General features: G+C 56.8%; 16 protein-coding genes and 1 tRNA gene. 7 read left to right on the top strand and 10 right to left on the bottom strand.

Annotated elements, in window-relative coordinates:
* Positions 1-67: 67 nt before the first annotated feature.
* Genes ACUZ9Q_RS07210 through ACUZ9Q_RS07200 form a run of 3 tightly spaced genes read right to left on the bottom strand, consistent with a single transcriptional unit; the run spans position 68 to position 4,057 of the window.
* Entirely contained in the window at positions 68-1,093 is a 1,026-nt protein-coding gene (locus ACUZ9Q_RS07210) for a glycosyltransferase family protein (RefSeq protein WP_227118349.1), read from the bottom strand.
* A gap of 52 nt (positions 1,094-1,145) precedes the next feature.
* A complete protein-coding gene (locus tag ACUZ9Q_RS07205) occupies positions 1,146-2,573 on the bottom strand; it encodes a DegQ family serine endoprotease (RefSeq protein ID WP_215647632.1) in 1,428 nt (475 codons plus the stop codon).
* Positions 2,574-2,587: 14 nt separating this feature from the next.
* The gene (locus ACUZ9Q_RS07200; protein ID WP_215647633.1) at positions 2,588-4,057 is read right to left on the bottom strand and encodes a 30S ribosomal protein S1; all 1,470 of its coding nucleotides are present in this window, start codon (positions 4,055-4,057) and stop codon (positions 2,588-2,590) included.
* A gap of 674 nt (positions 4,058-4,731) precedes the next feature.
* Here ACUZ9Q_RS07200 and ACUZ9Q_RS07195 point away from each other — a divergent pair.
* Both ACUZ9Q_RS07195 and ACUZ9Q_RS07190 read left to right on the top strand, forming a co-directional pair.
* Positions 4,732-6,018 carry a dicarboxylate/amino acid:cation symporter gene (locus ACUZ9Q_RS07195; protein WP_449247609.1) on the top strand — a complete coding sequence of 429 codons (1,287 nt, stop codon included), beginning with the start codon at positions 4,732-4,734 and terminating at the stop codon, positions 6,016-6,018.
* Between the two features lie 213 nt (positions 6,019-6,231).
* Positions 6,232-7,059 carry a class I SAM-dependent methyltransferase gene (locus ACUZ9Q_RS07190; RefSeq protein WP_449247608.1) on the top strand — a complete coding sequence of 276 codons (828 nt, stop codon included), beginning with the start codon at positions 6,232-6,234 and terminating at the stop codon, positions 7,057-7,059.
* Between the two features lie 49 nt (positions 7,060-7,108).
* Here the strand turns inward: ACUZ9Q_RS07190 and ACUZ9Q_RS07185 are convergent, their stop codons facing one another.
* The 5 genes from ACUZ9Q_RS07185 to ACUZ9Q_RS07165 form a co-directional block, all read right to left on the bottom strand.
* Positions 7,109-8,110 carry a GNAT family N-acetyltransferase gene (locus tag ACUZ9Q_RS07185; protein ID WP_323390453.1) on the bottom strand — a complete coding sequence of 334 codons (1,002 nt, stop codon included), beginning with the start codon at positions 8,108-8,110 and terminating at the stop codon, positions 7,109-7,111.
* A gap of 146 nt (positions 8,111-8,256) precedes the next feature.
* Positions 8,257-8,457, bottom strand: a complete 201-nt coding sequence (locus ACUZ9Q_RS07180) for a hypothetical protein (protein ID WP_215647636.1) — start codon at positions 8,455-8,457, stop codon at positions 8,257-8,259.
* 139 nt (positions 8,458-8,596) lie between these two features.
* A complete protein-coding gene (locus tag ACUZ9Q_RS07175) occupies positions 8,597-8,998 on the bottom strand; it encodes a RidA family protein (RefSeq protein ID WP_449247607.1) in 402 nt (133 codons plus the stop codon).
* A gap of 250 nt (positions 8,999-9,248) precedes the next feature.
* A tRNA-Met gene (locus tag ACUZ9Q_RS07170) sits at positions 9,249-9,325 on the bottom strand.
* Positions 9,326-9,391: 66 nt separating this feature from the next.
* Complete coding sequence (locus ACUZ9Q_RS07165) at positions 9,392-10,189, bottom strand: undecaprenyl-diphosphate phosphatase (RefSeq protein WP_192111774.1); 798 nt, start codon at positions 10,187-10,189, stop codon at positions 9,392-9,394.
* Positions 10,190-10,302: 113 nt separating this feature from the next.
* On the opposite strand from ACUZ9Q_RS07165, the gene ACUZ9Q_RS07160 reads away from it, so the two are divergent.
* Positions 10,303-10,494 (top strand): hypothetical protein, encoded by a 192-nt coding sequence (locus ACUZ9Q_RS07160; protein WP_192111773.1) that lies wholly within the window; start codon positions 10,303-10,305, stop codon positions 10,492-10,494.
* Positions 10,495-10,594: 100 nt separating this feature from the next.
* Here ACUZ9Q_RS07160 and metG read toward each other — a convergent pair whose 3' ends face one another.
* Together metG and ACUZ9Q_RS07150 are read right to left on the bottom strand one after the other, a co-directional pair.
* Positions 10,595-12,592: a methionine--tRNA ligase gene (gene metG / locus ACUZ9Q_RS07155; protein WP_308584281.1), complete on the bottom strand. Its 1,998-nt coding sequence runs from the start codon at positions 12,590-12,592 to the stop codon at positions 10,595-10,597.
* Positions 12,593-12,615: 23 nt separating this feature from the next.
* A complete protein-coding gene (locus ACUZ9Q_RS07150; protein WP_449247606.1) occupies positions 12,616-13,686 on the bottom strand; it encodes a PSP1 domain-containing protein in 1,071 nt (356 codons plus the stop codon).
* 182 nt (positions 13,687-13,868) lie between these two features.
* On the opposite strand from ACUZ9Q_RS07150, the gene ACUZ9Q_RS07145 reads away from it, so the two are divergent.
* Genes ACUZ9Q_RS07145 through ACUZ9Q_RS07130 form a run of 4 tightly spaced genes read left to right on the top strand, consistent with a single transcriptional unit; the run spans position 13,869 to position 22,074 of the window.
* On the top strand, positions 13,869-14,429 hold the full coding sequence (locus ACUZ9Q_RS07145; protein WP_192111770.1) for an HD domain-containing protein: 561 nt from the start codon (positions 13,869-13,871) through the stop codon (positions 14,427-14,429).
* A 24-nt stretch (positions 14,430-14,453) separates the two neighbouring features.
* Positions 14,454-15,758 (top strand): ATP-dependent 6-phosphofructokinase, encoded by a 1,305-nt coding sequence (locus ACUZ9Q_RS07140; RefSeq protein ID WP_449247605.1) that lies wholly within the window; start codon positions 14,454-14,456, stop codon positions 15,756-15,758.
* A gap of 8 nt (positions 15,759-15,766) precedes the next feature.
* The gene (locus ACUZ9Q_RS07135; protein WP_449247604.1) at positions 15,767-19,090 is read left to right on the top strand and encodes a UvrD-helicase domain-containing protein; all 3,324 of its coding nucleotides are present in this window, start codon (positions 15,767-15,769) and stop codon (positions 19,088-19,090) included.
* Entirely contained in the window at positions 19,087-22,074 is a 2,988-nt protein-coding gene (locus ACUZ9Q_RS07130) for a PD-(D/E)XK nuclease family protein (RefSeq protein ID WP_449247603.1), read from the top strand. The genes ACUZ9Q_RS07135 and ACUZ9Q_RS07130 overlap by 4 nt, the downstream gene beginning before the upstream one ends.
* Positions 22,075-22,144: the final 70 nt, after the last annotated feature.

Here is a 22,144-nt window from a genome sequence, read left to right as displayed (position 1 = left end):
TATGCCCTATCGCACATGCCTGCAATGCAGGATGCATCCCTTGATGCATTACCAGGTATTTATGGCGCTATGGCTGACGAAGGCACATTTTTTCAAAAAAATCGCGGTGTTCTTCAAGCTGTGGGTCAAAAAGCTCGCTGGAAAGCATGCCATATGCACCGCGTACAAGAGCAGTGCGCTTTTCAAGCGACTGCTCAAGCCGCTCCCGGTGCGCCTGAGTGGCGCACATTTCTGCGAGCATCTGCGTCAGGCTGACCGCGCGCGCCGTGTCTGTATGGCGCCGGGCCACTGCTCTGCCCCCGGCTTGGGCAATTTTCGCGAGTTTTTCGGGGTTTGCGAGGGTTTCTGCGGCAATGGCCGCGGCTGCCTGCGCATCGTTGCGCTGGTATGTGGGCAGAATTTCCTCGCCGGGAACAAAGAGTTCGTTCAGGCCGTTGCCGCAGGTTTCCATTAGTAGGGCCGCGCCGCAGGCGATAGCCTCAAAGCAGCGAAAATTCACTTCCGAAGCCGCCGTCTGGTTAAGAACAATGCGGCTGCGCGTAAAGATGGGCTTGTAATCGCCAGAAATTGCCACCAGCGGCTGTCTGGCGCGAAAGGCCTTGAGAAATGGCGCGCGGTCCGGGTTATTTTTGTGCCCGAGGGTTCCCACAAAGGCTACGGGGATGTCGCGGGCAGCAAAATCCCCCACTGGCTCAAGAATCTGGGGATAAAACAGTGGAAACCAGCGCGCCGGTATGCCCTCGTGCGAAAATACTTCCACATAATCTTTCTGCGCCACAAGGGTTGCGTCAAAACCGTTGGAATACGGGATGTGCCAGGGGTTGCAGTAGGTATCAATGGAATAACGCACCGAAGGCCAGGGGGCATTTTCCGGATCAAGCAGTTCTGGCATGTTGCCGTCATCGCAATAGAAAAGTGCGTCAGGCGCAAAACCGAGTGTATCAAGGCGGTTCAGGAGTTGTCGCACAGAATACGGGTGCGGTGAGGGAATGTCGGCGTCTGCTGCCGGATGCGCCGTGATGACGTGGTGCCCAAGGCGTTTGAGGGCGGAGGCCAGATACGGCCCGCCAATGTTGAGTATGCGTAAGCTCATGGATAAAAAAAGGGCTGCCCCGGTTAAGAGGCAGCCCGTGTAGTTGTGCCTGCTACTTGCTCAGGCTTACAGTTCGGAAGTACACATCGCCTCGCCGTGAAATCTGCAACATGACGGCACCGCGGGCGACGCCTTCATCGTTGACGATTTTCGACAGATCCGCAGCACTGCGAACGGGTTTGAGGTTGGCCTTGAGAATCACGTCGCCGGGGCGCAGATCGGCTTCGGCAGCGGGCTTTTCAGGATTGACGTCAATAATGACCAGCCCTTCGTTCTTCTCAATCTTGAGGTCGCGTCGTTCTTCATCCGTAAGCGGACGGACGGAAATACCAAGCAAACCTTCATCCTTCTGCTTTTGATCCTTGCCGTTCTGGTCGCCTGTCTGCGAGGTTTTGCGTTCGCCAAGCGTCACGGAAAGTTCAGTGGTTTTGCCATCGCGCCACACCGTTATTGCAGCCTTGCTGCCGGGGGTTTTGTCGGCAATCACGCGCAGCAGGGCCGCGGCGTCATCAATTGCCTTGCCGTCAACGGAAACAATGATGTCGCCGTCTTTCATGCCAGCCTTGGCAGCAGGTTCGCCTTCCATAACGCTGCCCACAAGCGCGCCCTTGGCGTCCTTGAGGCCCAGCGCCTTGGCGGTATTTTCTTCAACATCCTGAATACCAACGCCAATCCAGCCACGGCTGATCTTTTTGCCGGACTTGATCTGGTCGATGATCTTGGCGGCCATGTTGCTCGGAATGGCAAAGCCAATGCCCTGCCCGCTCGCAATAATGGCCGTGTTGATGCCAATCACCTGCCCGGCCATGTTCAGCAGCGGGCCGCCGCTGTTGCCGGGGTTGATGGAGGCATCCGTCTGCAGAAAGTTGTCAAAGGGGCCAGCGTGTATGTTGCGGTTCTTGGCCGAAAGAATACCCGCCGTCACCGAGTGGTCGAGCCCAAAGGGGTTGCCGATGGCCAGCAGCCACTCGCCTATCCGCAGTTCATCCGAATTGCCGAACGCAAGGTAGGGCAAGGTCTTTTTGGTTTCAATTTTCAGCAGTGCGAGGTCGGTTTCTTCATCTGCGCCAACCAGCTTGGCCGTGATGGCTTCGCTTTTGCCATTGCTCTGATCAAGGGTCACACGGATAACATCCGCATCGGCAACCACATGATTGTTGGTAACAATATAGCCGTCAGCGGAGACAATAAAGCCGGATCCCAGTGACTTCTGTTTCATCTGGGGGCGCTTGCCACCGCGCTTGCCGCCGAACTGGTCAAAGAATTTGTCAAATCCTGGCGGCATATTGCGGAACATTTCCCCCATGAGATCGTCCTGGCTGTTACCGCTGGCCTTCCGTTCCGTACCGATGTTTACGACTGCCGGGCCGCTTTTGGCCGCCAGTTCGCTGAAGTCGGGCAGATTGGCTGCCTGGGCAAGCTGCGATGCCGCAAGAAAGGTCACGGCAAGCATGGCTGCAAGACATTTTTTTATCATCATGGAAAAGCTCCTGGTTACTTATTTTTCAGAGCCTTTTGCAAAGCCTGTGCCATGATGTTCATTCCAGACCCGCTGTTGGAGCTTCCGGCGGATGTATGCTGCTTCCATGCCTTGTCTTCGGCGGGTTGGGCAGCTTGTTCACCTTCAGGGGCAAGGCTGATGCGTCTGGCGCTGGTGTCCAAATTTTGTACAGTAAGGGTGACGGTGTCGCCCTTGTCCAATTTGCTGTACTGGTTGCCCTGCTTGGAATTCTTGATGACGCCAGCGGGCAGCAAACCGGTGATGCCAGGGGCCAGCGTAATAAAGAGACCGTAGGGAGTGCGGCTTTCAACCGTGCCGCTTACCGTTGAACCAACGGCAAACTGCTGGGCTGCTTCCTTCCACGGGTCGCCTTCCGCATCGCGCAAACTCAGGGAAATACGGTGATTTTCAAGGTTGATTTCCTTGATTTTAACCGAAACGACTTCGCCCGCCGCAAGCACGTCTTCGGCCTTGGCCACGCGCTTTGTCCACGACAGTTCAGAAATATGCACAAGGCCTTCAATACCGGGCAGAAGCTCCACAAAAGCGCCAAAGGGCGCGAGGCGCACAACCTTGCCGGAAACAACCGTACCAGACTCAAGTCTGGTGGTCACATCCTGCCAGGGATCGCCCTCGGCCTGCTTGCGCGAAAGCGAAATGCGCACGTGGCCCTTGCTGTCCTTGCTGATGGAGATAACCTTGGCGCGCACGGTGTCGCCAAGCGACACGGCTTCGTCAGGAGCGCCCACGCGCGACCAGGAAAGTTCGGAAAGATGGATCATGCCTTCAACAGAAGGAGCAAGTTCCATGAATGCGCCAAAAGCGGCGAAACGCGTGACCTTGCCTTCAACCATGTCGCCGGGCTTGAGGCTTTCAAGCAGGGCATCAAGCTGTTCGGCGCGTTCGCGCTCAACAATGGCGCGGTGCGAAACCACAACATTTCTGCCGCGGTTTTCAACGCGGATAACCAGAAACGGCATGCTGCGGCCCACAACTTCGGCGGCGTCTTCAGACGTGGCAACGCCAAGCTGGCTGCCAGGGCAGAAGGCCTGTTTGCCAAGCACGTCAACCGTATAGCCGCCCTTGCACACTGCGGTTATGCGGCCGTCAACCGGCACTGCCGCATCGCGGGCTTCTTCAAGCGCGGCAACGCCGCTGCCGCTCATGGAGCGGGAAAGGCGAATCTCTTGCGAGGAAACACCAGTAACCCACGCTTCGAGGCTGTCGCCGGGCTTAACGCTTTCATTGCCCTCGGCATCAAGAATGTCTTTGCGGTCAATGATGCCGTCAACCTTTATGCCCACGTCCACAAAAACGCTGTCGCCAGTAATGGCAATTACAGTTCCGGTCACTTTCTGGCCGGGCTGCAGGCGGTTTGAAGCGGTGTCGTGGGCCGCCAGCATGGCGGCAAAATCCTCAGCGCCTTCCTCCGACATGGAGGTTGCGAACTTATCCTCGGTCATAGTTTTCCTGCTCCTTACAAGCTGGGCTTATTGCTCAAGTCCGCCATATTACGCCATCCGCACAAGGAAAACAATTGTCTTTTTAGTCCTGATTTTTTCGGGCCTTTTGGTAGGTGCTGAATCAAATTTATACAGGTGGATATTTTTTGTGCAGCCATTGCCACCATGCCATGAGTATGCACAGAGGTAAGACAAGGGTAAAACAATAGATGATAATTGAGGTGGCGCTATAGATACTTATTTATGTTACTAATTATAATTATACTGTTCAATCAAACAGTTGTTTTTCATGCAACTAGTTAAAAAAATAATTTGATTGCAATTATGATCAATGCAGTGATACCTCATTCAATGACTATTGTACGTTGTACATAAAAAAATTGTTGGAACATACAAACAGTTTTTTAAAAATAAAATTTGGATTCAATATTATGGTGTCAATTACTATATTATATAATCATAGTAATATTTTTGTTTGTTTTCATTATATATTTTTTTTAGAGAAAAATACTACTATGTACGATTTTTATAACAAAAAAGTAAGCGTTATTTTGTCAAAAATAATCATACCACCTTGACGTAAAATTTAAATTGCAATTTTAAAAAAGAATTTTTTGGTGTATCTAGAGCTGAGAAACAAGACTTACATCAGGCCATAAGCCAGGATTCCAGCCATGAAGTACTTGAAAATTTTGTATGTGCAGGTTCTCATTGCCATATTCATTGGCATTCTTTTGGGTCACTTTTATCCTGAACTGGCCGTCAAGATGCAACCCTTGGGCAAGGGCTTCATCAACCTCATTAAAATGATCATCGCGCCCTTGATTTTTTCAACCGTTGTTACCGGCATAGCTGGCATGAAAGATATCAAGGCGGTGGGCAAAACTGGCGGTATAGCGCTGGTGTACTTTACCGTCATTACGCTTACGGCACTTGCTATCGGCCTTGTGGTGGTCAACCTGGCCCAGCCCGGCGTGGGCATGAATGTTGACGTTAGCACCTTCAACGCTGCGGACAAAAACATTGCCGCCCAGTATGCTGGCAAGGCCAAAGACAACAATATCGTCAACTTCTTCCTCAACATCATTCCCAATACCTTTGTTTCTGCCTTTACCAGCGGCGAGATCCTCCAGGTGCTGCTGGTGGCCATGCTGTTTGCCTTTGCCCTGAATTACAGCGGCGAAAAGGGCAAGCTCTGCTTTGACCTCATCAAGAGCCTTTCCGAAGTGCTGTTCAAGGTTATCGGCATCATCATGCACGTGGCCCCCATCGGCGCATTTGGCGCAATGGCTTTTACCATCGGCAAGGAGGGTATTGGCTCTGTTCTTGTACTTGGCGAGCTCATTGTGTGCTTTTATGTTACAAGCATCCTTTTTGTCGTGTTCATTCTGGGGACCATCTCCTTCAGCTGCGGGTTCAGCATCTTCAAGTTTGTGCGCTATATTCGTGAAGAACTGTTTATCGTGCTTGGCACGTCTTCTTCCGAATCCGTACTGCCAAACATGCTGCGCAAAATGGAAAAAGTTGGCTGCAACAAAAGTGTTGTGGATCTTGTGATTCCCGCTGGCTATTCCTTTAACCTTGATGGAACAGCCATTTATCTCACAATGGCGGCAATATTTCTTGCCCAGGCCACCAATACACCCATGCCGCTGGGCGATCAGCTTGTGCTCCTGGGTATTCTGCTTATTTCGTCCAAGGGGGCGGCTGCAGTTACTGGCGGCGGTTTTATTGTGCTGGCCGGAACGCTGAGTTCTGTGGGCAGCATACCGCCAGAGAGCATTGCCGTTATCTTCGGTATTGACCGCTTCATGTCAGAAGCCCGCGCGCTCACCAACCTTGTGGGCAATGGTGTTGCAACCATCTTTGTTTCAAGGGTTACTGGCAACCTGGATGTGGAAAAGCTGCATAAAGAGCTTGACCGCAAAAAAGTGGTAGGCCAGCCCGTCCCCATTGTTTAGCCTCCATAAACTGCCCCTGCCCGGCTGAAATCCGTGTCCGGGCAGGGGGTTTTCCCCTGCTCCATCTATCTCGTCAAAGGACATCCACTGAATGCCTGTCAGCCCGCAGAAATAGCGGGCTGTTTTTTCTTTATTCCCACTCCGTCTCCTTGTAACCTTGCAAAACATTGCTGGATTACGGCGCAGCATTGCGCGCAAACAAAGGTTTTGAACATGGACATAAAACAATTTGAAGCATTCTGGGCAGACAGGCAGCCGGATCGCACAGATCTGGCGGAGTTCTGGAGCCGCCGCGCCCAGTCGTTCAATACCCATTCGGCCGAGGAAGATTCCAGCGCGTACCGTCGCGATCTTGTTGCAAAGGTTGCAGCGCGCGCCAAGGTTGGCAAGGCTGATGCCGTGCTGGACATAGGCTGCGGGCCAGGCAGGCATGCCCTAATTTTTGCGGGACTGGCTGGCAAGGTTGAAGGTTTTGATATCGCGCCCGGTATGATCGAATACGCAAATAAAAATGCGCAACAAGCTGGTATGGAAAACGCCCGTTTTCACGTGCTTGACTGGGATACTGCGGATCTGAAGCAGCTTGGCTGGCAAAAACGGTTTCAGCTTGTTTTCGCCTCGCGCACTCCTGCCGTGTATGACCGTGTTACTCTTGAAAAAATGACAGAGGCCTCGCGGGGCTACTGCTGCCTTATCACGCAGGTTACTGGCGATAATTCTGTGCGCAAGGAACTTGCGCCAGTTGTTGGTGCAACGAATGACGACGACTATACCCGGCGGGGGCTTTACTGCGCCTTCAATATCCTGTGGTTGCAGGGTTATTATCCAGAAGTGGAATACTTTGAGCGCACGTGGGATTCTGAATGCCCGCTGGAAGAAGCCATTGTGATGTACACGCGGCATTTTAACAGTAGAGGCCAGCTCTCAGAGGTGCAAGAGATCGCCCTGGCAGACAAACTGTGCGCCATGAGCAAGAACGGCATGGTGCACGAAACTGGCAGCTCGCGGGTGGCCATGCTTTTCTGGAACGCTAACCTGTGATGGCATGCGGGCTGCGGGGTCTGTTGCCCCCCTGCCCTTTTGGCGGTGTTCAGGCCTTTTCTATGAGCCATGTCCTGATGGGAAAGGCCGTTTCCGTCCAGTGCGTCTTATATTGCATTTTGGGGCCATCGAGAGGCCCCATGTCATAGCGTTGCACACCTTCCTCGCAGAGCCAGCGGATTTTTTCAATCTGCATGAGGTTGCCCAGTGAAAGCTCATGGCAATCCTGCGCATAGCTGAACTGCTGTCCGCGATAGATATCCCCTGCCAGGCCTCCAAAAATAAAGCCCACGTCCGTATCTTCACGGCGGGCAAAAATGACGCGCGCACCCTTTTCCGGCGCGAGCCGCTGGAGCAGAAATGCGTAAAAATCGCATATGCCCGGCTCCGCCATGCCGCAGTGGTCAATCCCCTTCCAGCTTGTGCGTTCAACGGCGATCATGCGGGCATACGCCGCCTTTGCTTCGTCTTCCGTTGAAGGCAGCACCCGTTCATAAGAGATGCCCAGCTCGTGCGCCTTCTTGGCCGAACGTTTCAGGTTGCGGCGCAGATTGGCCGAGCGGCGCGAAAGATAGCCGTCCAGCCCGCCAGCAAGTGAAGCCGATCCCTGAATGCCCGCTTTTACGAGGTGCGCCTGGAGCGGCATGCCTGTTTTGTTGAGCATGTTCTGCACATAATCCAGGCCAGGGCCAAGGCCGCCCACAAGAACCTTGGGAAATCTGGGGGCATAGGTTCTGGTAAAAAAGTGCATGGCGTCGGCAAATAGCTGCGGGGCATGGCTGCCCAGCAGCGGGCAGCCAAAGAACCACGAGGGTTCAAGGGGCGTGATGTAGATTTCTTCTGGCGAAACAAGGCCTTCCGCAAGGGCAATAACACTGCTGTCGGCTTCTGCAAACAACAAACGCCGCTTGGGACCAAAGGCGTCATGAAAGGCAAGTTGCCATGCTGGCGTACAACTGAAAGGGTCGGCCTGAGCGCTGTGCAGAGCTGCGCTGTGCCACGTTGCGTACTGCTCAGGCTTGGCGTTGTGGGGCAAATGTATAAACTGCATGACGGCACCGGAGTAAAAGGCAAGGCGTTTATGCCCCGTACGCTTTTGCGCACCACAAGGCATAAACGCCGTATATATTGGTTATAACGCGAGCCTGTTTTGCTGGATGGCAAAAATATTGCCTGCCTGTGCATAACCAGATCAGGCTATTTATCTATTGCAGCATTGTCCTGTTTCTTTTTTTCAGCCACGTACTCTTCTTCATGTATAAGCGTACTTCCGCATCGTGGGCATGACAATAACTTGAAAACCCGCCGAAAGTTAAAGAAGGCTTTGTCCAGCATGCCAGTCGGGCAGTAAAAAACATCACCACAGCGCTTGCAGCGGTAGACAGTTTTTTCTTTCATAATGCCCCCAAGGTAGCCAATGAAGAACTTTCAATAAATTACCATGTATGGTGCAGGTTATCAATTCCCTCGCCAGAGCAATATGCCAGCTATCCATGGTTAGGGCGCCCTTCTGCTCATGAAGAGCACCCTGCTGCACTTAGCCCTGAGGTTGCTTTGCAGCCCAGATATCAATTTCTATGCTGATTTCCGGCAGGCCTAATGCCGATACATACGCAATAGTCATCGATGGGTAAGTGCTGCCAAAAAGCTTATCCCACTCGTTATCGAAATAATCCCAGTCGATTTCTTTCACGGACCAGATATTAACCTTGGTAATATCTGGTCCGGACAGTCCTTCCGTATCGAGCAATACTTTAATATTTGTAAAGAGTTGCTGCACTTCATCGTTAAAGGCCGTTGGAAAAGAACCGTCACCCCTGATGCCGATTTGCCCTGAAAACACATAGGTGTCCATGCTAGCGGGTATGATGGTTGTATGTGAATAGTTTCCAACAGGCTGATACATGCTCTTTGGTGTTTTTCTTATAATGGCCTTCATGGTGTTCTCTTTGTTTTAAATGGTGCTGTTTTTCATTTTTATAGGCGGAAAGACGGCAAATTGTTGATCTGACGGAGTGTGGTGCAGGACTTTTAGAATAACACCATTACAAAAATTTTGAAAGCATCATGTCGCGGTAGTGAAAAAAAGTATGGGGAGTTGCCTTAGGCGCACACTGCTGCTCAACAGCAGTGTGCGCCTAAAAACAAAAAAAACCGGAAGTCTCGTAAGACTTCCGGGTATGAAATTCTGGTAGCAAGGGAGGGATTTGAACCCCCGACACTGCGGGTATGAACCGCATGCTCTGACCAACTGAGCTACCTTGCCGTGTCAGCGCCTCGTTAGCGCGACGATCTAATTATAAAACTTGCCGCCCCTTGGCAAGCATTTTTTTTAGTTCACCATGAAATAATAAATAAATGGGGCAATCAGCAGGCGGTACACGGCAAAAGGCACCAGGGTCACGCGGCCCATGAGGGCGATGAATACCTTGACCGCCAGCAAGGCCGAGAGGAACGAGCCGATCATGCCCACGGCAAAAAAGGGAATATCCGCAGCGCTGAACAGGTGCCAGCTTTTCAGCATATCGTAGCCGGTAGCTGCAACCATGATGGGCACGGCGGCGATGAACGAATACTCCGCCGCCAGCGAGCGCTTGCCGCCAAGCAGCATGCCGCCCATAATTGTTGAAGCCGAGCGCGAAAAACCGGGCCACAGCGCAAGGCACTGAAAGCAGCCGATGCCAAGGGCCAGCTTGGGCGTCATGTCGTCCAGCGTAATATACGAAGGTTTGAACTTGCGTTTTTCAACAACTATCATCATCACCGCGCCCACAACCAGAGCAATGAGCACAGTTTCCGGACGGAACAGATAGGTCTTGATCGCCGAGTGCAGCAAAAGCCCGAGCACGCTGGCAGGCAGCGATGTAAGAATAAGCAGCATGATGCCGCGCATGCCCGCAAAGCGCACATAGGGTTGAGGGCGCACAAGGCCCCAGAAGCGCTTCCAGTACAGCACCACCACAGCCATGATGGCGCCAAGCTGAATAACCACCTCAAAGGTGGCGGCCTTTTCGCCCATAAAGTTGAGCAGATCGCCAACCAGAATAAGGTGGCCGGATGAGGAAACAGGCAGGAATTCCGTCAGCCCCTCGACAATGCTCAAAATTACCGCAGTAAACAGATTATCCATAAAAACCCTCTGGCGCGAAGTCCTGTCGCCTAGTGTGGGATGTGTCGACCTGCGGGCAGAGCATTGCCAAAAGGCGGCACAACGGCTATGGGTGAATAAAAAAGGATATCTCCATGACAACCATCATGCCGCAAGGTGAACTTGTGCGTAAGGCTGCGGCCTATCTGGCGGAACAGCGCGCCCTGCATACCGGCAAGAGCCTGTCTGCCCTTCTGGACGAAGCGGGTATGCGTTTCAACCTTACGCCGCTTGATGCCGCCGCCCTTGAGCGCCTGTTCCGCGAAGAAGAGGCCAAGGCCCACTAGAGCATTTCCGCCCATCGTTCTGTATTGCCGTTTGCTGATGGTGGTTGCAGACGTCGCGCCCATTTGAACCACGGGTGCGACGCCGCTCACCGCATCAGAATTATGCTATTTCGCTGCCGTCAGGCACGTCGCGGTCCACAGCAAGCAGCCCGAGCGCGCTGTCGGTTCCTGCCGTAAGCACCATGCCGTGCGAAACCAGCCCGCGAATCTTGCGCGGGGCAAGGTTCAGCACTGCGCACACGCGTTTGCCCACCAGATCTTCCGGCGCATAGTGCTCTGCCAGGCCAGAGAGAATCTGACGCAGCTCACCTTCGCCAAAGTCAATTTCAAGTCGCAGAATACGGTCGGCATTGGGGTGCTTTTCCGCCACTTTGACTGTGCCCACGCGCAGATCCAGAGCCTTGAACTGGTCGAATTCCACATTGGGTTTGACTGCAGGCGTATCCGCCCCGCCCTGCTCTGCTGCAGCCTGATTGGGCGCGGCTTTTTCCTGCGGTTTTTCCGCCTGCTTGTCCTTCTTTTGGGCCTTGGGTTCCTTGCTGTCCGCGCCTTCTTTTTTCACTTCAATACGCGGGAACAGGTTGGAGCCTTCCGCTACCTGAATGCCGGGTTCAAGGCCTTCAAAATGGGCAATTTCGTCTTCCACATTGGCAACCGGGGGCTGGCCTTCCTGCACGGGCTGCCCAAGCTGGGCAAGCATTTTGCCAGAGGCCACAGGCATGACGGGCCAGAGGCAGAGCGCGGTTTTGCGCATGGCCGCCAGCATGACATACATGACGGTTGCGAGGCGCTCCATGTTGCCCTGCTTGTAGAGCGTCCAGGGGGCCTGGGTGTCCACGTATTTGTTCAGGGCGCGCACGAGTTCCCACAGGGATTCAAGCCCCTGGGCAAACTGCACGTTGCCAAAAAGCTGCACAAAGTTGCGCATGGAGTTGGCGCACAGGTCGGCAATGGCCTTGTCGTCTTCCTGAAGCGCCTTGGGCATGGGCACATGGCTGCCGAAATATTTGGCCGTCATGGAAAGCACGCGGCTGAACAGGTTGCCGAGGTCGTTGGCAAGGTCGGCATTGATGCGGCCCACAAGGGCATCTTCGCTAAAGCTGGCGTCAGAACCAAAGTGCATTTCGCGCAGCAGAAAATAGCGGAAGGCATCCGGCCCGAAACGCTGGGCCATGTCGCTCGGCTCCACAACATTGCCAAGCGATTTTGACATCTTGGTGTCGCGCACAAGCCAGTAGCCGTGCACATTCAGATGCTCATACAGCGGCAGGCCCGCAGATTTGAGCATGGTGGGCCAGAATACGGCGTGGGGCTTGAGAATATCCTTGGCAACCAGATGTTCGCCGGGCCAGAACTTTTTAAAGTCTTCGCCTTCGGGCCAGTTCAGCGCGCTAATGTAGTTGAGTAGCGCATCAAACCACACGTAGCAGACGTAATCCTTGTCAAAGGGCAGCTCAATGCCCCAGGTCAGGCGCGATTTGGGGCGCGAGATGCACAGGTCTTCCAGCGCGCCGGATTCGAGCATGGCCAGCACTTCGCTGCGGTAGCGCTCGGGCCGGATAAACGAAGGATTGGCCTCGATGTGCTCCTTGAGCCAGGGCAGATACTTGGACATGCGGAAGAAGTAGTTCTTCTCGCTGATAAATTCCGGCTTGGTCAGATGCTGGGGGCAGAGGCCGTTTTCCAGCTCTTTTTCGGTATAGAACCGTTCACAGCCATAGCAGTAATGCCCGCCGAACTCGCCAAAATAGATGTCGCCCGCGTCATAGACCTTTTGCAAAAAGGCCTGCACGGCGCTGATATGTTCGGGATCGGTGGTGCGCACAAAGCGGTCGTTGGCAACGTCAAGCTTGGGCCACAAGGCGCGGAAGCGGGCGCTGATGTCGTCCACAAACTCCTTTGGAGTCTGACCTTGTTTTTCCGCCGCCTGAACAATCTTGTCGCCGTGTTCGTCCGTGCCGGTGAGGAACATGGTGTCCTCGCCAATCAGCTTGTGGTAGCGGGCCATGGCGTCGGCAACCACAGTGGTATAGGCATGCCCCAGATGGGGCTTGGCATTGACGTAGTAGATGGGCGTTGTGATGAAAAAGCTGTTCACTCAAGGCTCCGTAAGCTTAATTGCTAGTCGTGGTCGGGCCGCTGCGACTTGTTGCGGCGGCGTTTGCGGCGATTCTTGCCCGGTTCGGCCTGAGCCTCTCCACCGGGGGCGCGCTCGCCGGATTCGGCGGGGGTGGATTCCTCGGGCTGGGTATCGCGCTCGTCCTGACGGAATTCATCCATAAAATCAAGAGAGTCAAGAGTATCCGGCGTGGCGGAAACCACAAGCAGGCTGTTGTCGTTCATGGGGCCTTTGGGCGGCTGCTTTGGCTGCGCACCCTGGGGGGCCTCCGGCCTGTGGGGCGAAAGCGCCTGCCAGTCGTCCAGGCTCAGTTCGACTTCCTCGTTGTTTTCCGTCAGCACAGAAAGGGAATTGCGGAACATGTTGGCCCGCAGAACCTTCATGGGGCCTTTGTCCGTCTGGTATTTCTTGCCGAGGCGCGGGCACATGCGGTGAAAATGGTCGTAGTTGTCCTGTTCGTAAGAAAGGCAGCAGAGCAAACGGCCGCAAATGCCCGAAATTTTGGCAGGATTCAGAAAGAGGTTCTGCTCTTTTGCCATGCGGATGGTCACGGGCGCAAATTTGCGCAGATACCTGCGGCAGCAGCAGACCATGCCGCAGTTGCCCACAGCGCCCACCATCTGCGTTTCGTGGCGCACGCCTATCTGGCGCAGCTCGATGCGCGCGCGGTATTCACGCACAAGGTCTTTGACCAGATCGCGAAAATCAATGCGGGAAGGCGCAGTGAAGTAAAAGATGAGCTTGCTGCGGTCAAAAAAGACCTCCACATCCACAAGCTTCATATCAAGGTTGCGGTCGCGGATGCACTGGCGGCAGAACTGTTGCGCTTCACGCGCCATCTGCTCGTTGGCTTCGCCACGGTGGATGTCTTCTGAACCGGCATGGCGCAAAATGGAGGGCAGTTCCTGCTCCATCTGTCCGGGCAAATGCTCTGCGGGGCCGGATACTATTTCGGCGAGGGTCTGGCCCTGCTCTGCCTCAATAAGCACATGATCCCCCCGTTTGAAGCCGGAGGGGCCGGTATAGTAGCTTGTTTGTCCAAGCGTTCTGAAACGGAGACCGTATATAGGCATAAATTGTCGCTTCGGCAAAGGTAGTGGAATATGTATTCCGAAAAGGTTCTTTTCCGTCATTAATGCCGTGCTGTCAACTGGGCTGCGGGTCGAGCCACGGCTGCGCATCGGCCATTCACCTCGCGCGGCTTGCAAAGCCGGGTTGCCTGATTTACATTTTTAAACATAAGGGAGTACTTGCCATGATAGAACGTCAATCGGCCCTCGCTCTGCTGGCCGAGCAAAAAACACCGCCTTCACTGTTGCAGCATGCCCTGGCCTCCGAGGCCATAATGCGCGTTCTTGCCCAACATTTTGGCGAAAATGAAGACCTCTGGGGCCTCACTGGCCTTTTGCACGACCTCGACTACCCCGCCACGGCGGAAAACGCCAGCCGGCACGGGCTGGACACCGCAGAGATGCTGGCTGGCCAGTTGCCGGACGAAGCCCTCACTGCCATTCGCGCCCATAATGCGGAAATGAACGGCGCGGCTGGCCCTGCCTCGCGCTTTGATTACGCCCTGCGCTGCGGCGAAACCGTCACCGGGCTTATCTCTGCCGCTGCGCTCATGCGCCCCACAGGCATGGAAGGCATGGAAGTTAAAAGCATAAAGAAAAAGATGAAGGATAAAGCCTTTGCGGCCAGCGTGTGCCGCGACAACATCCGCCAGTGCGCCGAGGCCGGGCTTGAGCTTGATGCTTTTCTGGCTCTGTCCATCGAAGCCATGCGCGCCCATGCGGCGGAACTTGGTTTAAGCAAATAGCTCCAAAACAGCCGAGGCTGCACCATGCAAGAATGTTCGCTGCAAACGGAAATCCGCACGCTTGGCCCCTGCAAGCTTGATTCTGTGCTGCCCTACCGCACCTGGGCAGACAACAAGACCGTGCAGATTGTTGTGGATGAAGAACTGTCGGAAGAAGTGAACGCGCCCTTCAGTGTCTGCCTTGAGGCCGCTGGCCCGCGCAAAAAACTCTACTTCGACACCACCCGCGCCAAGTGCGCCATCGTGACCTGCGGCGGGCTTTGCCCCGGCATCAACGATGTCATCCGCGCCATTGTGATGGAGGCCTTCCACGCCTACAACGTGCCCTCCATTCTGGGCATCGCCTACGGGCTTGAGGGTTTTATTCCCAAGTACGGTCATGCCCCCTTTGAGCTTACGCCTTCAAGCGTGGCGGACATTCACCGTTTTGGCGGCACCATGCTTGGTTCCTCACGCGGGCCGCAGTCTGCCGAGGAAATTGTGGATACCCTTGAACGCAGCAACGTCAACGCTCTCTTTGTCATTGGCGGCGACGGCACCATGAAGGCCGCCCTTGCCATCAGCAGCGAGGTGCAGGTGCGCGGGCTCAAGATATCCGTCATCGGCATTCCCAAAACCATTGATAACGACATCAACTTCATTCCCCAGTCGTTCGGCTTTGAAACTGCCGCCTTCAAGGCCACAGAGGCCATTGAATGCGCCCATACCGAGGCCTGCGGCGTGCCCAACGGCATTGGGCTGGTCAAGCTGATGGGGCGCGAATCCGGCTTTATCGCCGCGCGCGCTGCTCTGGCCCTCAAAGAAGTGAACTTTGTGCTGATTCCGGAAGCTCCCTTTGCCCTTGAGGGCGAGGGCGGGCTTCTGCCTGCGCTGGAAGAACGCCTGCGCTCGCGCGGGCATGCCGTTATTGTGGCAGCCGAGGGCGCTGGTCAGCACCTTATGGAAAACCACGCCGCCAAGGATGTGTCGGGCAACCCCGTGCTTGGCGATGTGGCCGACCTTCTGCGCAAGAATATCAGTTCCTATCTGGGCGCGCGCGGCATTGAGCATTCGCTGAAATATATTGACCCGAGCTATATCATCCGCTCCATCCCGGCCAACGCCAATGACAAGGTTTATTGCGGATTTTTGGGCCAGTACGCCGTGCATGCCGCCATGGCCGGGCGCACAGACATGGTGGTGGGCAAAATTCAGGACCGTTACGTCCATCTGCCGCTGGAGCTTGTGACCCGCAAGCGCCGCAAGCTCAACATCTATTCAGACCTGTGGCGGGCTGTGCTTGAATCCACCGGTCAGGGCATGCTGCACGGCATGCTGCCCCCGGCGTAACCGGCAGCATGAAGCATCTCAGACAGGTCAAGGCCTCTGCCGGTTCCGGCAAGACCTATGAATTGACGCATTGTTTTCTGCAAAGGCTGGTGCAGAGCGGGCCGCCCGCGAGCGCGTCCGCTTCCTCGGCCTGCGTGCTTTTGCCGGGCGGCCGCTGCGGCTGGGGCGACATCCTCGCCATCACCTTTACCAATGCCGCTGCAACCGAAATGCGCGACCGCGTCATCCGGCAACTCAAGAGCGCGGCCCTCGGGCAGCCCCTGGGCGGGCTTGCGCTTTCGCCCGAGCAGGCCTCCCGCTGGGTGGATGTGATCATGCGCGATATGGGCGCGCTGAACATCCGCACCATCGACAGCCTGCTGCACCTCATTGTGCGCGCGGCAGCGCTGGAACTTGATCTGCATCCGGATTTTCAGCCTGTCTTTGCCACCGAAGAAGTGCTCACCCCCTACCTTGATGTACTGCTTGAACGCGCATGGCAGGGCGATGAAACCATGCGATCCCTGCTGCGCGAGGTTTATCGGGCCATGGCCTGGCGGGAGAACAGCACGGGCTTTCTTGCGGGCGAAAAACTGCTCAACCAGTTGCGCGGCCTGCTGGATGACGTGCTACTCGGGCGCTTTGAAGATATTTCGTCCACAGAAACCCTGCACAAGCGGCTGAGCGAAGTGGAAAGCTTGGCCGTTACTCATGCCAATATCTTTCTGTCTGCTGCGGCTGCAAGCGGCCTTAGTTTCAGCAAAAACGCCCTCGCGGCTGTGGAGGCCATTGCCGCCGGGCAGTGCAAGACTTCGGCATACCTGAGCAAGGCCAGCGCGTCTGACCTGTTTTTGAAAAAGCCCGTTGTCAGCGACGAAGTGCAAAAAGCCTACGAGGCCTTTGCCCGCGCCGCCGGGGTTCTGGTAGATACCGCTCCCCTGCTGCGTCAGGCCGTGGGGCTTGCCCCTGTGCTCCTTCTGGCGCGTACACTTGTGCAGGCCTTTGTGCAAAACCAGCGGCAGGAAGGCAGCCTGCCGGGTCTGCTGATTCCGCACATGGCGCGGCAGGTGCTTGAAAGCGACAACGGCGTGCCCGAGGCCCTGTGCCGCATGGGCTCGCGCCTCACGCATTTTCTGGTGGATGAATTTCAGGACACCAGCAATGAGCAGTGGTACGCCCTGCGCCCCCTTGTGGAAGAAGCCCTCTCGCGCGGTGGTTCCCTCACATGGGTGGGCGACGTCAAGCAGTCCATTTACGGCTGGCGTGGGGGCGAACCGGAGCTTTTTGACGGCGTGTTTGACGATGCGGGCCTCACAGCCCTCGCACCCGATGGCCAGCGCGACAATCTGCCCTACAACTGGCGCAGCCGCCGCGAAATCGTGCAGCACAACAACGGCATTTTCGGCCCCCTGGCGCAGCCGGACATGGCCGCAAAGGTCATGGCCGCCCTTTTACCCACGGGCACCCCGCCGGAAATCTGCGGACAGGCTGCTCAGGGCCTTGTGCGCGCCTTTGCGGGCACGGAGCAGCAATGCCCTGAAAACGCCCGCGAGGGCGGCCTTGTGCGCGTGGAAACCATCCTTTCCGTGGATGCCGAGGCTCTGGGCGAAGATGTGCTTGAACGCCTCTGCACCCTGCTGCATGAGGATATTGAGCCGCACCATCCATGGGCCGACGTGCTCATTCTGGTGCGCAGCAACGGCAAGGCCACCCTTGTGGCAGACAGGCTGATTCGCGAAAATATCCCCGTGATTACAGAAAACAGCCTGCGGCTCGCCGCGCACCCGCTGGTGGTGCAGGCCGTGGCCCTGCTCTCCTTTCTTGATAATCCTGAGGACGACATCGCCTTTATGAGCCTTGTGTGCGGTAGCATCTTTCGGGAGCATCCAGAAGCTGCGGCCCTTGCGCACGAAGACATTGCGGGCTGGTGCGCGGCATCCAGAGGCGGGCCGCTGTTCCAGCGGTTCAAAAAGCGCTGGCCAGAAATCTGGCAGCGGCTGCTTGCCCCGTTCCACAGTCAGTCAGGCCTCATGACGCCCTATGACATGACGCTTGAATGGTTTGCCCGGCTGGATGTGGAGCGGCGCTACCCCGAGGCGGAGACCTTTTTGCGCCGATTTATGGAAGTGCTGCACAGCGCGGAAGAAAAGGGCCTTGCCACCCTGCCCACATTTCTGGAGCACTGGCGCGCCAAAAGCGGCGAAGAAAAGGTGCCCATGCCCGAAAACATGGATGCCGTGCGCGTTATGACCATCCACAAATCCAAGGGCTTGGAAGCCCCGGTGGTTATTGTGCCGTGGACAGACCTGCGCGCCCGTATGGGCAATGAAACCGTGATGGTCGAGCGCGAAGGCCTGCGCCTTGCCGTGGGCAACAGAAAGCATCTAGGCGCGCCCTATCATCAGGAGCTTGCCCGCCAGTGCCGTGAAAACGTCCACCTGCTTTACGTGGCCTTTACACGCGCACGCGATGCGCTCTATGTGCTGCGCACAAGCACCGTGGGCGGGCGCGGCTCTACCAGTGATGTGCTGGACATGCTTATGGAAGAGGCCGGGTTCACAGCCCCCTACACCGTGGGCGAGGAGCCAGCCACGCACGATGCCGCCCCGGCTGCTAAAGCCGCGAAGGCTTCTGCCGCAGCCCCCTGGGGCAGCAAGGCAGAGGCTGCGGAAAGCCTGGAAGGCGAGGAAGCCGCTGCTTCTGCGGATACCGCGCAGGGCAATGCAATGGCCCCGGATGCTGGGGATTCCGCTGGCTTTGCAGACCCCGCATGGCGGCCCATGCAGTGGCTGCCGCGCCTCAAGATTTTTCGTAATCCACTGGCAGGGTTCAGCTTTCGCGCAGAAGACAGGGGCAGCTTTCTGCACCTGTGCCTTGAGCATCTGCACATAACGGGCAATCCGCAGGCGGACGCGCAGGCTGCGCTGAACTTCGGCCTTGGGCATTTTTCGCTGCCTGTGCCGGACGAGGCCGCATTGCGGGAAAATGCCGCAGCGGCGCTGCAATGGTTCGCGTCGCAACCGCAGGCTGCCCGCTGGCTGCAGACGGGCTGGCCCGAACATTCGCTCATGGATGCCGAGGGCCGCTTGCTGCGCATGGATTTGCTGGTGCATGAGCCATGGGGGCCGCTGGTGCTTGATTATAAAAGCGGTCAGCCCGAAGCCGATCATGTGGCGCAGCTACAGACCTACCTTGCCTGCCTGGAAGCCGGGAACGACTGCGCCCCCGGCAGTGCGCGCGGTCTGCTGGTGTACCTTGATTTGCGGCGGTTTCAGCTTGTGGAAGCGCACGGCGTTTCGGCTCTTGCCGAGCGTTGCAGCGATCTTTTGCCCGCCACGGAGGCTCAGGCATGAGCGCATCGCCGATTCTTGTTTTTCCCTGGCAGCGGCCCTTTCTGCCCGACCTCAAAGCCTTTCTGACCAGCATCGGCAAGGGGCGGGCGGGCGCAACCCTGCTGATCGTGCCCCACAACCGACCCTGGCGTTACCTTACCAAGCTCTATGCGGAAGAAGGCTATCAGGGATTGCTGCCCAAGGTCATGACTCTGGCGGATGTGATCTCGGCCTGGCGGTCGCAAACCAGCGCAGACCCTCTGCACACGGCCAACGTGCTGGACAGGGTCGCCCTGCTGCACGAGTGTGTTATGGGTCTCGCGCAGGATGACGAAGGCCTTGCCGCGCGTTTTGCCCGTATGGACATGGCGCACTTTCTGCCCTGGGGCTTGCGGCTCTCAAACCTGCTGGAAGAAATGCTGGGCCAGCGCGTGGCTGCTGTGGATCTCAGCCATGTGGAGCAGGAGGTTTCCGGCCCTGCGGCTGCCCTGCTGGGCGCTCTGGGGCGCATAGGCAAGGCCTATGTGGCCGCGCTGGAGGCCCGCCGCTGGACGACGCCGGGATTGGACTCCTTTACCGTCAGCGAAGACGGACTTGCCCTGCCCCGCTTTTTTACGCCCGCAGATGACCGACCCGTTGTGATGGCCGGATTTTCATTGCTCACCGGCAGTGAGGAAGCCCTGCTGCACAGGCTGTGGCAGGCTGGCGGGCAGATTTGCCTGCATGCAGATCCGGCGCTGGCTTTTGGCGCCGCGCCGCACTGGGCGTGCGAGGCTCAGGCCGCGTGGCTGCGCCGCTGGAAGGCCACTGCGCGCCTTGCCGTGGAGCCTGCGGACGCCGAGGCCGCGCACAAACCGCGCATATCGTTTTTTGCCGGGTACGATTGCCATTCGCAGCTTAAAGCTTTGCATGAAGAACTGGCGGCACCGAGCGCCAGCAACGGCGGCAGCAATGATTTAGCCGCGCCTGACGGGCTTTCCACGGCGGTCGTGCTCACGGACAGCGCCCTGCTCATGCCAGTGCTGCACCATCTGCCCAACAAGGACGTCAACGTTTCCATGGGCTACCCATTGGAGCGCTCGCCCCTTAACCGCCTGCTTGAGGCTCTGCTGCAATTGCAGGAAAACAGGACGGAAGATGGCCGCTATTACTGGCGCAACCTGCTCCAGTGCCTGCGGCACCCCTATCTGAACCTGCTACGCGTGGATGATGGCAGCGCGACGCCCCTTTATTTGCGCGAGGTCTTGCGCCGCATTGAGGGCATGATCCGCGGCGGGGCGCGGTTTGTGGATATGAACGAGGTTGCGCGGGAGTGCGCCCCGGGCATGCATCCTGCGCTTTTTGAGCTTTTTGAAGCCACGCTCAATGTGCTGGTGCGCCAGCCAGGGCAGGTGGACACTACCGAGGGCATGGCCCTGTGCCTGCAAAACATCTGCGATTTTCTGCTGCGCAACGGCGGCGACATGTGGCGGCATTTTCCGCTGGATGCAGAGGCCATGTACCGGCTTGCCCGCCATGCGGCCCCTGTGTTGCGGCAAAACTGCCTTGCGCAGACGCCCTTTCCCACCAGCGTGTTGCACGGCATAGTGCGCGAAGTGCTGCAACAGGAGCGCGTGCCTTTTGAGGCGGAGCCGCTCACGGGCTTGCAGGTGCTCGGCATGCTTGAAACGCGCCTGCTGCACTTTGACAGGGTGCTTATTGTGGATGCCACGGACGACAAACTGCCCGGCAACCCTGCGCAGGATCCTCTGCTGCCCGATTCATTGCGGCAGGTGCTTGGCCTGCCCGATGCCCGCAGGCGCGAACGGGCGACAGCCCACACGTTGTACCGGCTCTGCGCCGGGGCGCAGGAGGTGCGCTTTTTCTGGCAGGAGGGCATCAGCCGCTCTGCGCTCTTTGACGGCAAAAAAAGCCGCAGCCGCTTTGTTGAGCAACTGCTGTGGGAAGAAGAACAACGCCGTGGCGAGCTGCTTGTGCCCGGTCAGGGGCCGTTGGGCATGGCCCGTTGCGTGGTGCGCAGCACCCCTGCCGCGCCCAAAAGCCTGCCCCGCACAGAGGCCTTGCACGAGGCCATGCTGGCCCTGCTGCAAAAACCGCTTTCGCCCACAAGGCTGGATGTTTACCAGCAGTGCCCTCTGCGCTTTGCCTGGCAATACCTCTGCAGGCTGCAACCGCCGCAGGAGGTCAACGAAGGGGACGACCCCGCAGCCGTGGGCATCTGCATTCACGATACGCTGCACGCGCTGTACGAACCGTATCTCAATAAAGAGGTGCGCCGGGGCGATATCAGCCGTGAGACCATGCTTGCGCGGTTTCATGAGGAGCTTGAAAAGGCCGACCTGCGCCGCATTTTGCCGCCGGACAGTTGCCTCATGCTGGAAGAAGCCGCCCCTGTACGCTTGCAACGATTTCTGGATAACCAGCCCGACAGCACAATCATTGTGGCGCTGGAGGAAGAACTCAAGGCCACGCTGTCGCTGGCAGGCGGCGAATATTCCTTTACGGGCATAATGGATCGCATTGACCGGCGGGATGACCTGCTGCACATCCTTGACTACAAGACCGGCAGCCTTAAATTACATGATGGAAGCCTGTGGGGCGACATTCTTTATTTCAGGCGTATTGAAAGCCTTTTTGCGGCCCTGCGCCAGACGCAAACTGGCGGGGGGTACGAGCCTGACGCCCAGATGCTTGAAGATATGGATGCCCTGTTTGAAGAGTTGCGGCCCCGGCTGCCCAGCCTGCAACTGCCCTGCTATGTGAGCATGGCTGTGGGCAGCGGCCTTGGCCCGGTCGGCGATGCAGCCTTGGTTGAGCTGCGCAACGCTGGCAGGGAGTATCCTCTTTTTGGAGGGCTGGTGGATGAAGACCTGGCGGAGGCCATTGGATACTGCCACGCGGCGCTTTCTCTTGTATTGCTGCACATGCGCCATGCGCCGTCCTTTACGGCGCGTCCGGACCGCCATTGCGACTGGTGCCCCTATGCGTCACTATGCGCAGGATAACGGGCCGGAATACATATATTAAAGATGATTGTTGCGTCTTGTGAAATTACCAGCTATGCTTCCCGGCAAA

The organism is Desulfovibrio desulfopostgatei (assembly GCF_053570645.1).
Note: the sequence above shows the minus strand (reverse complement) of the source record. Positions and strands in the feature narration are given on the sequence as shown.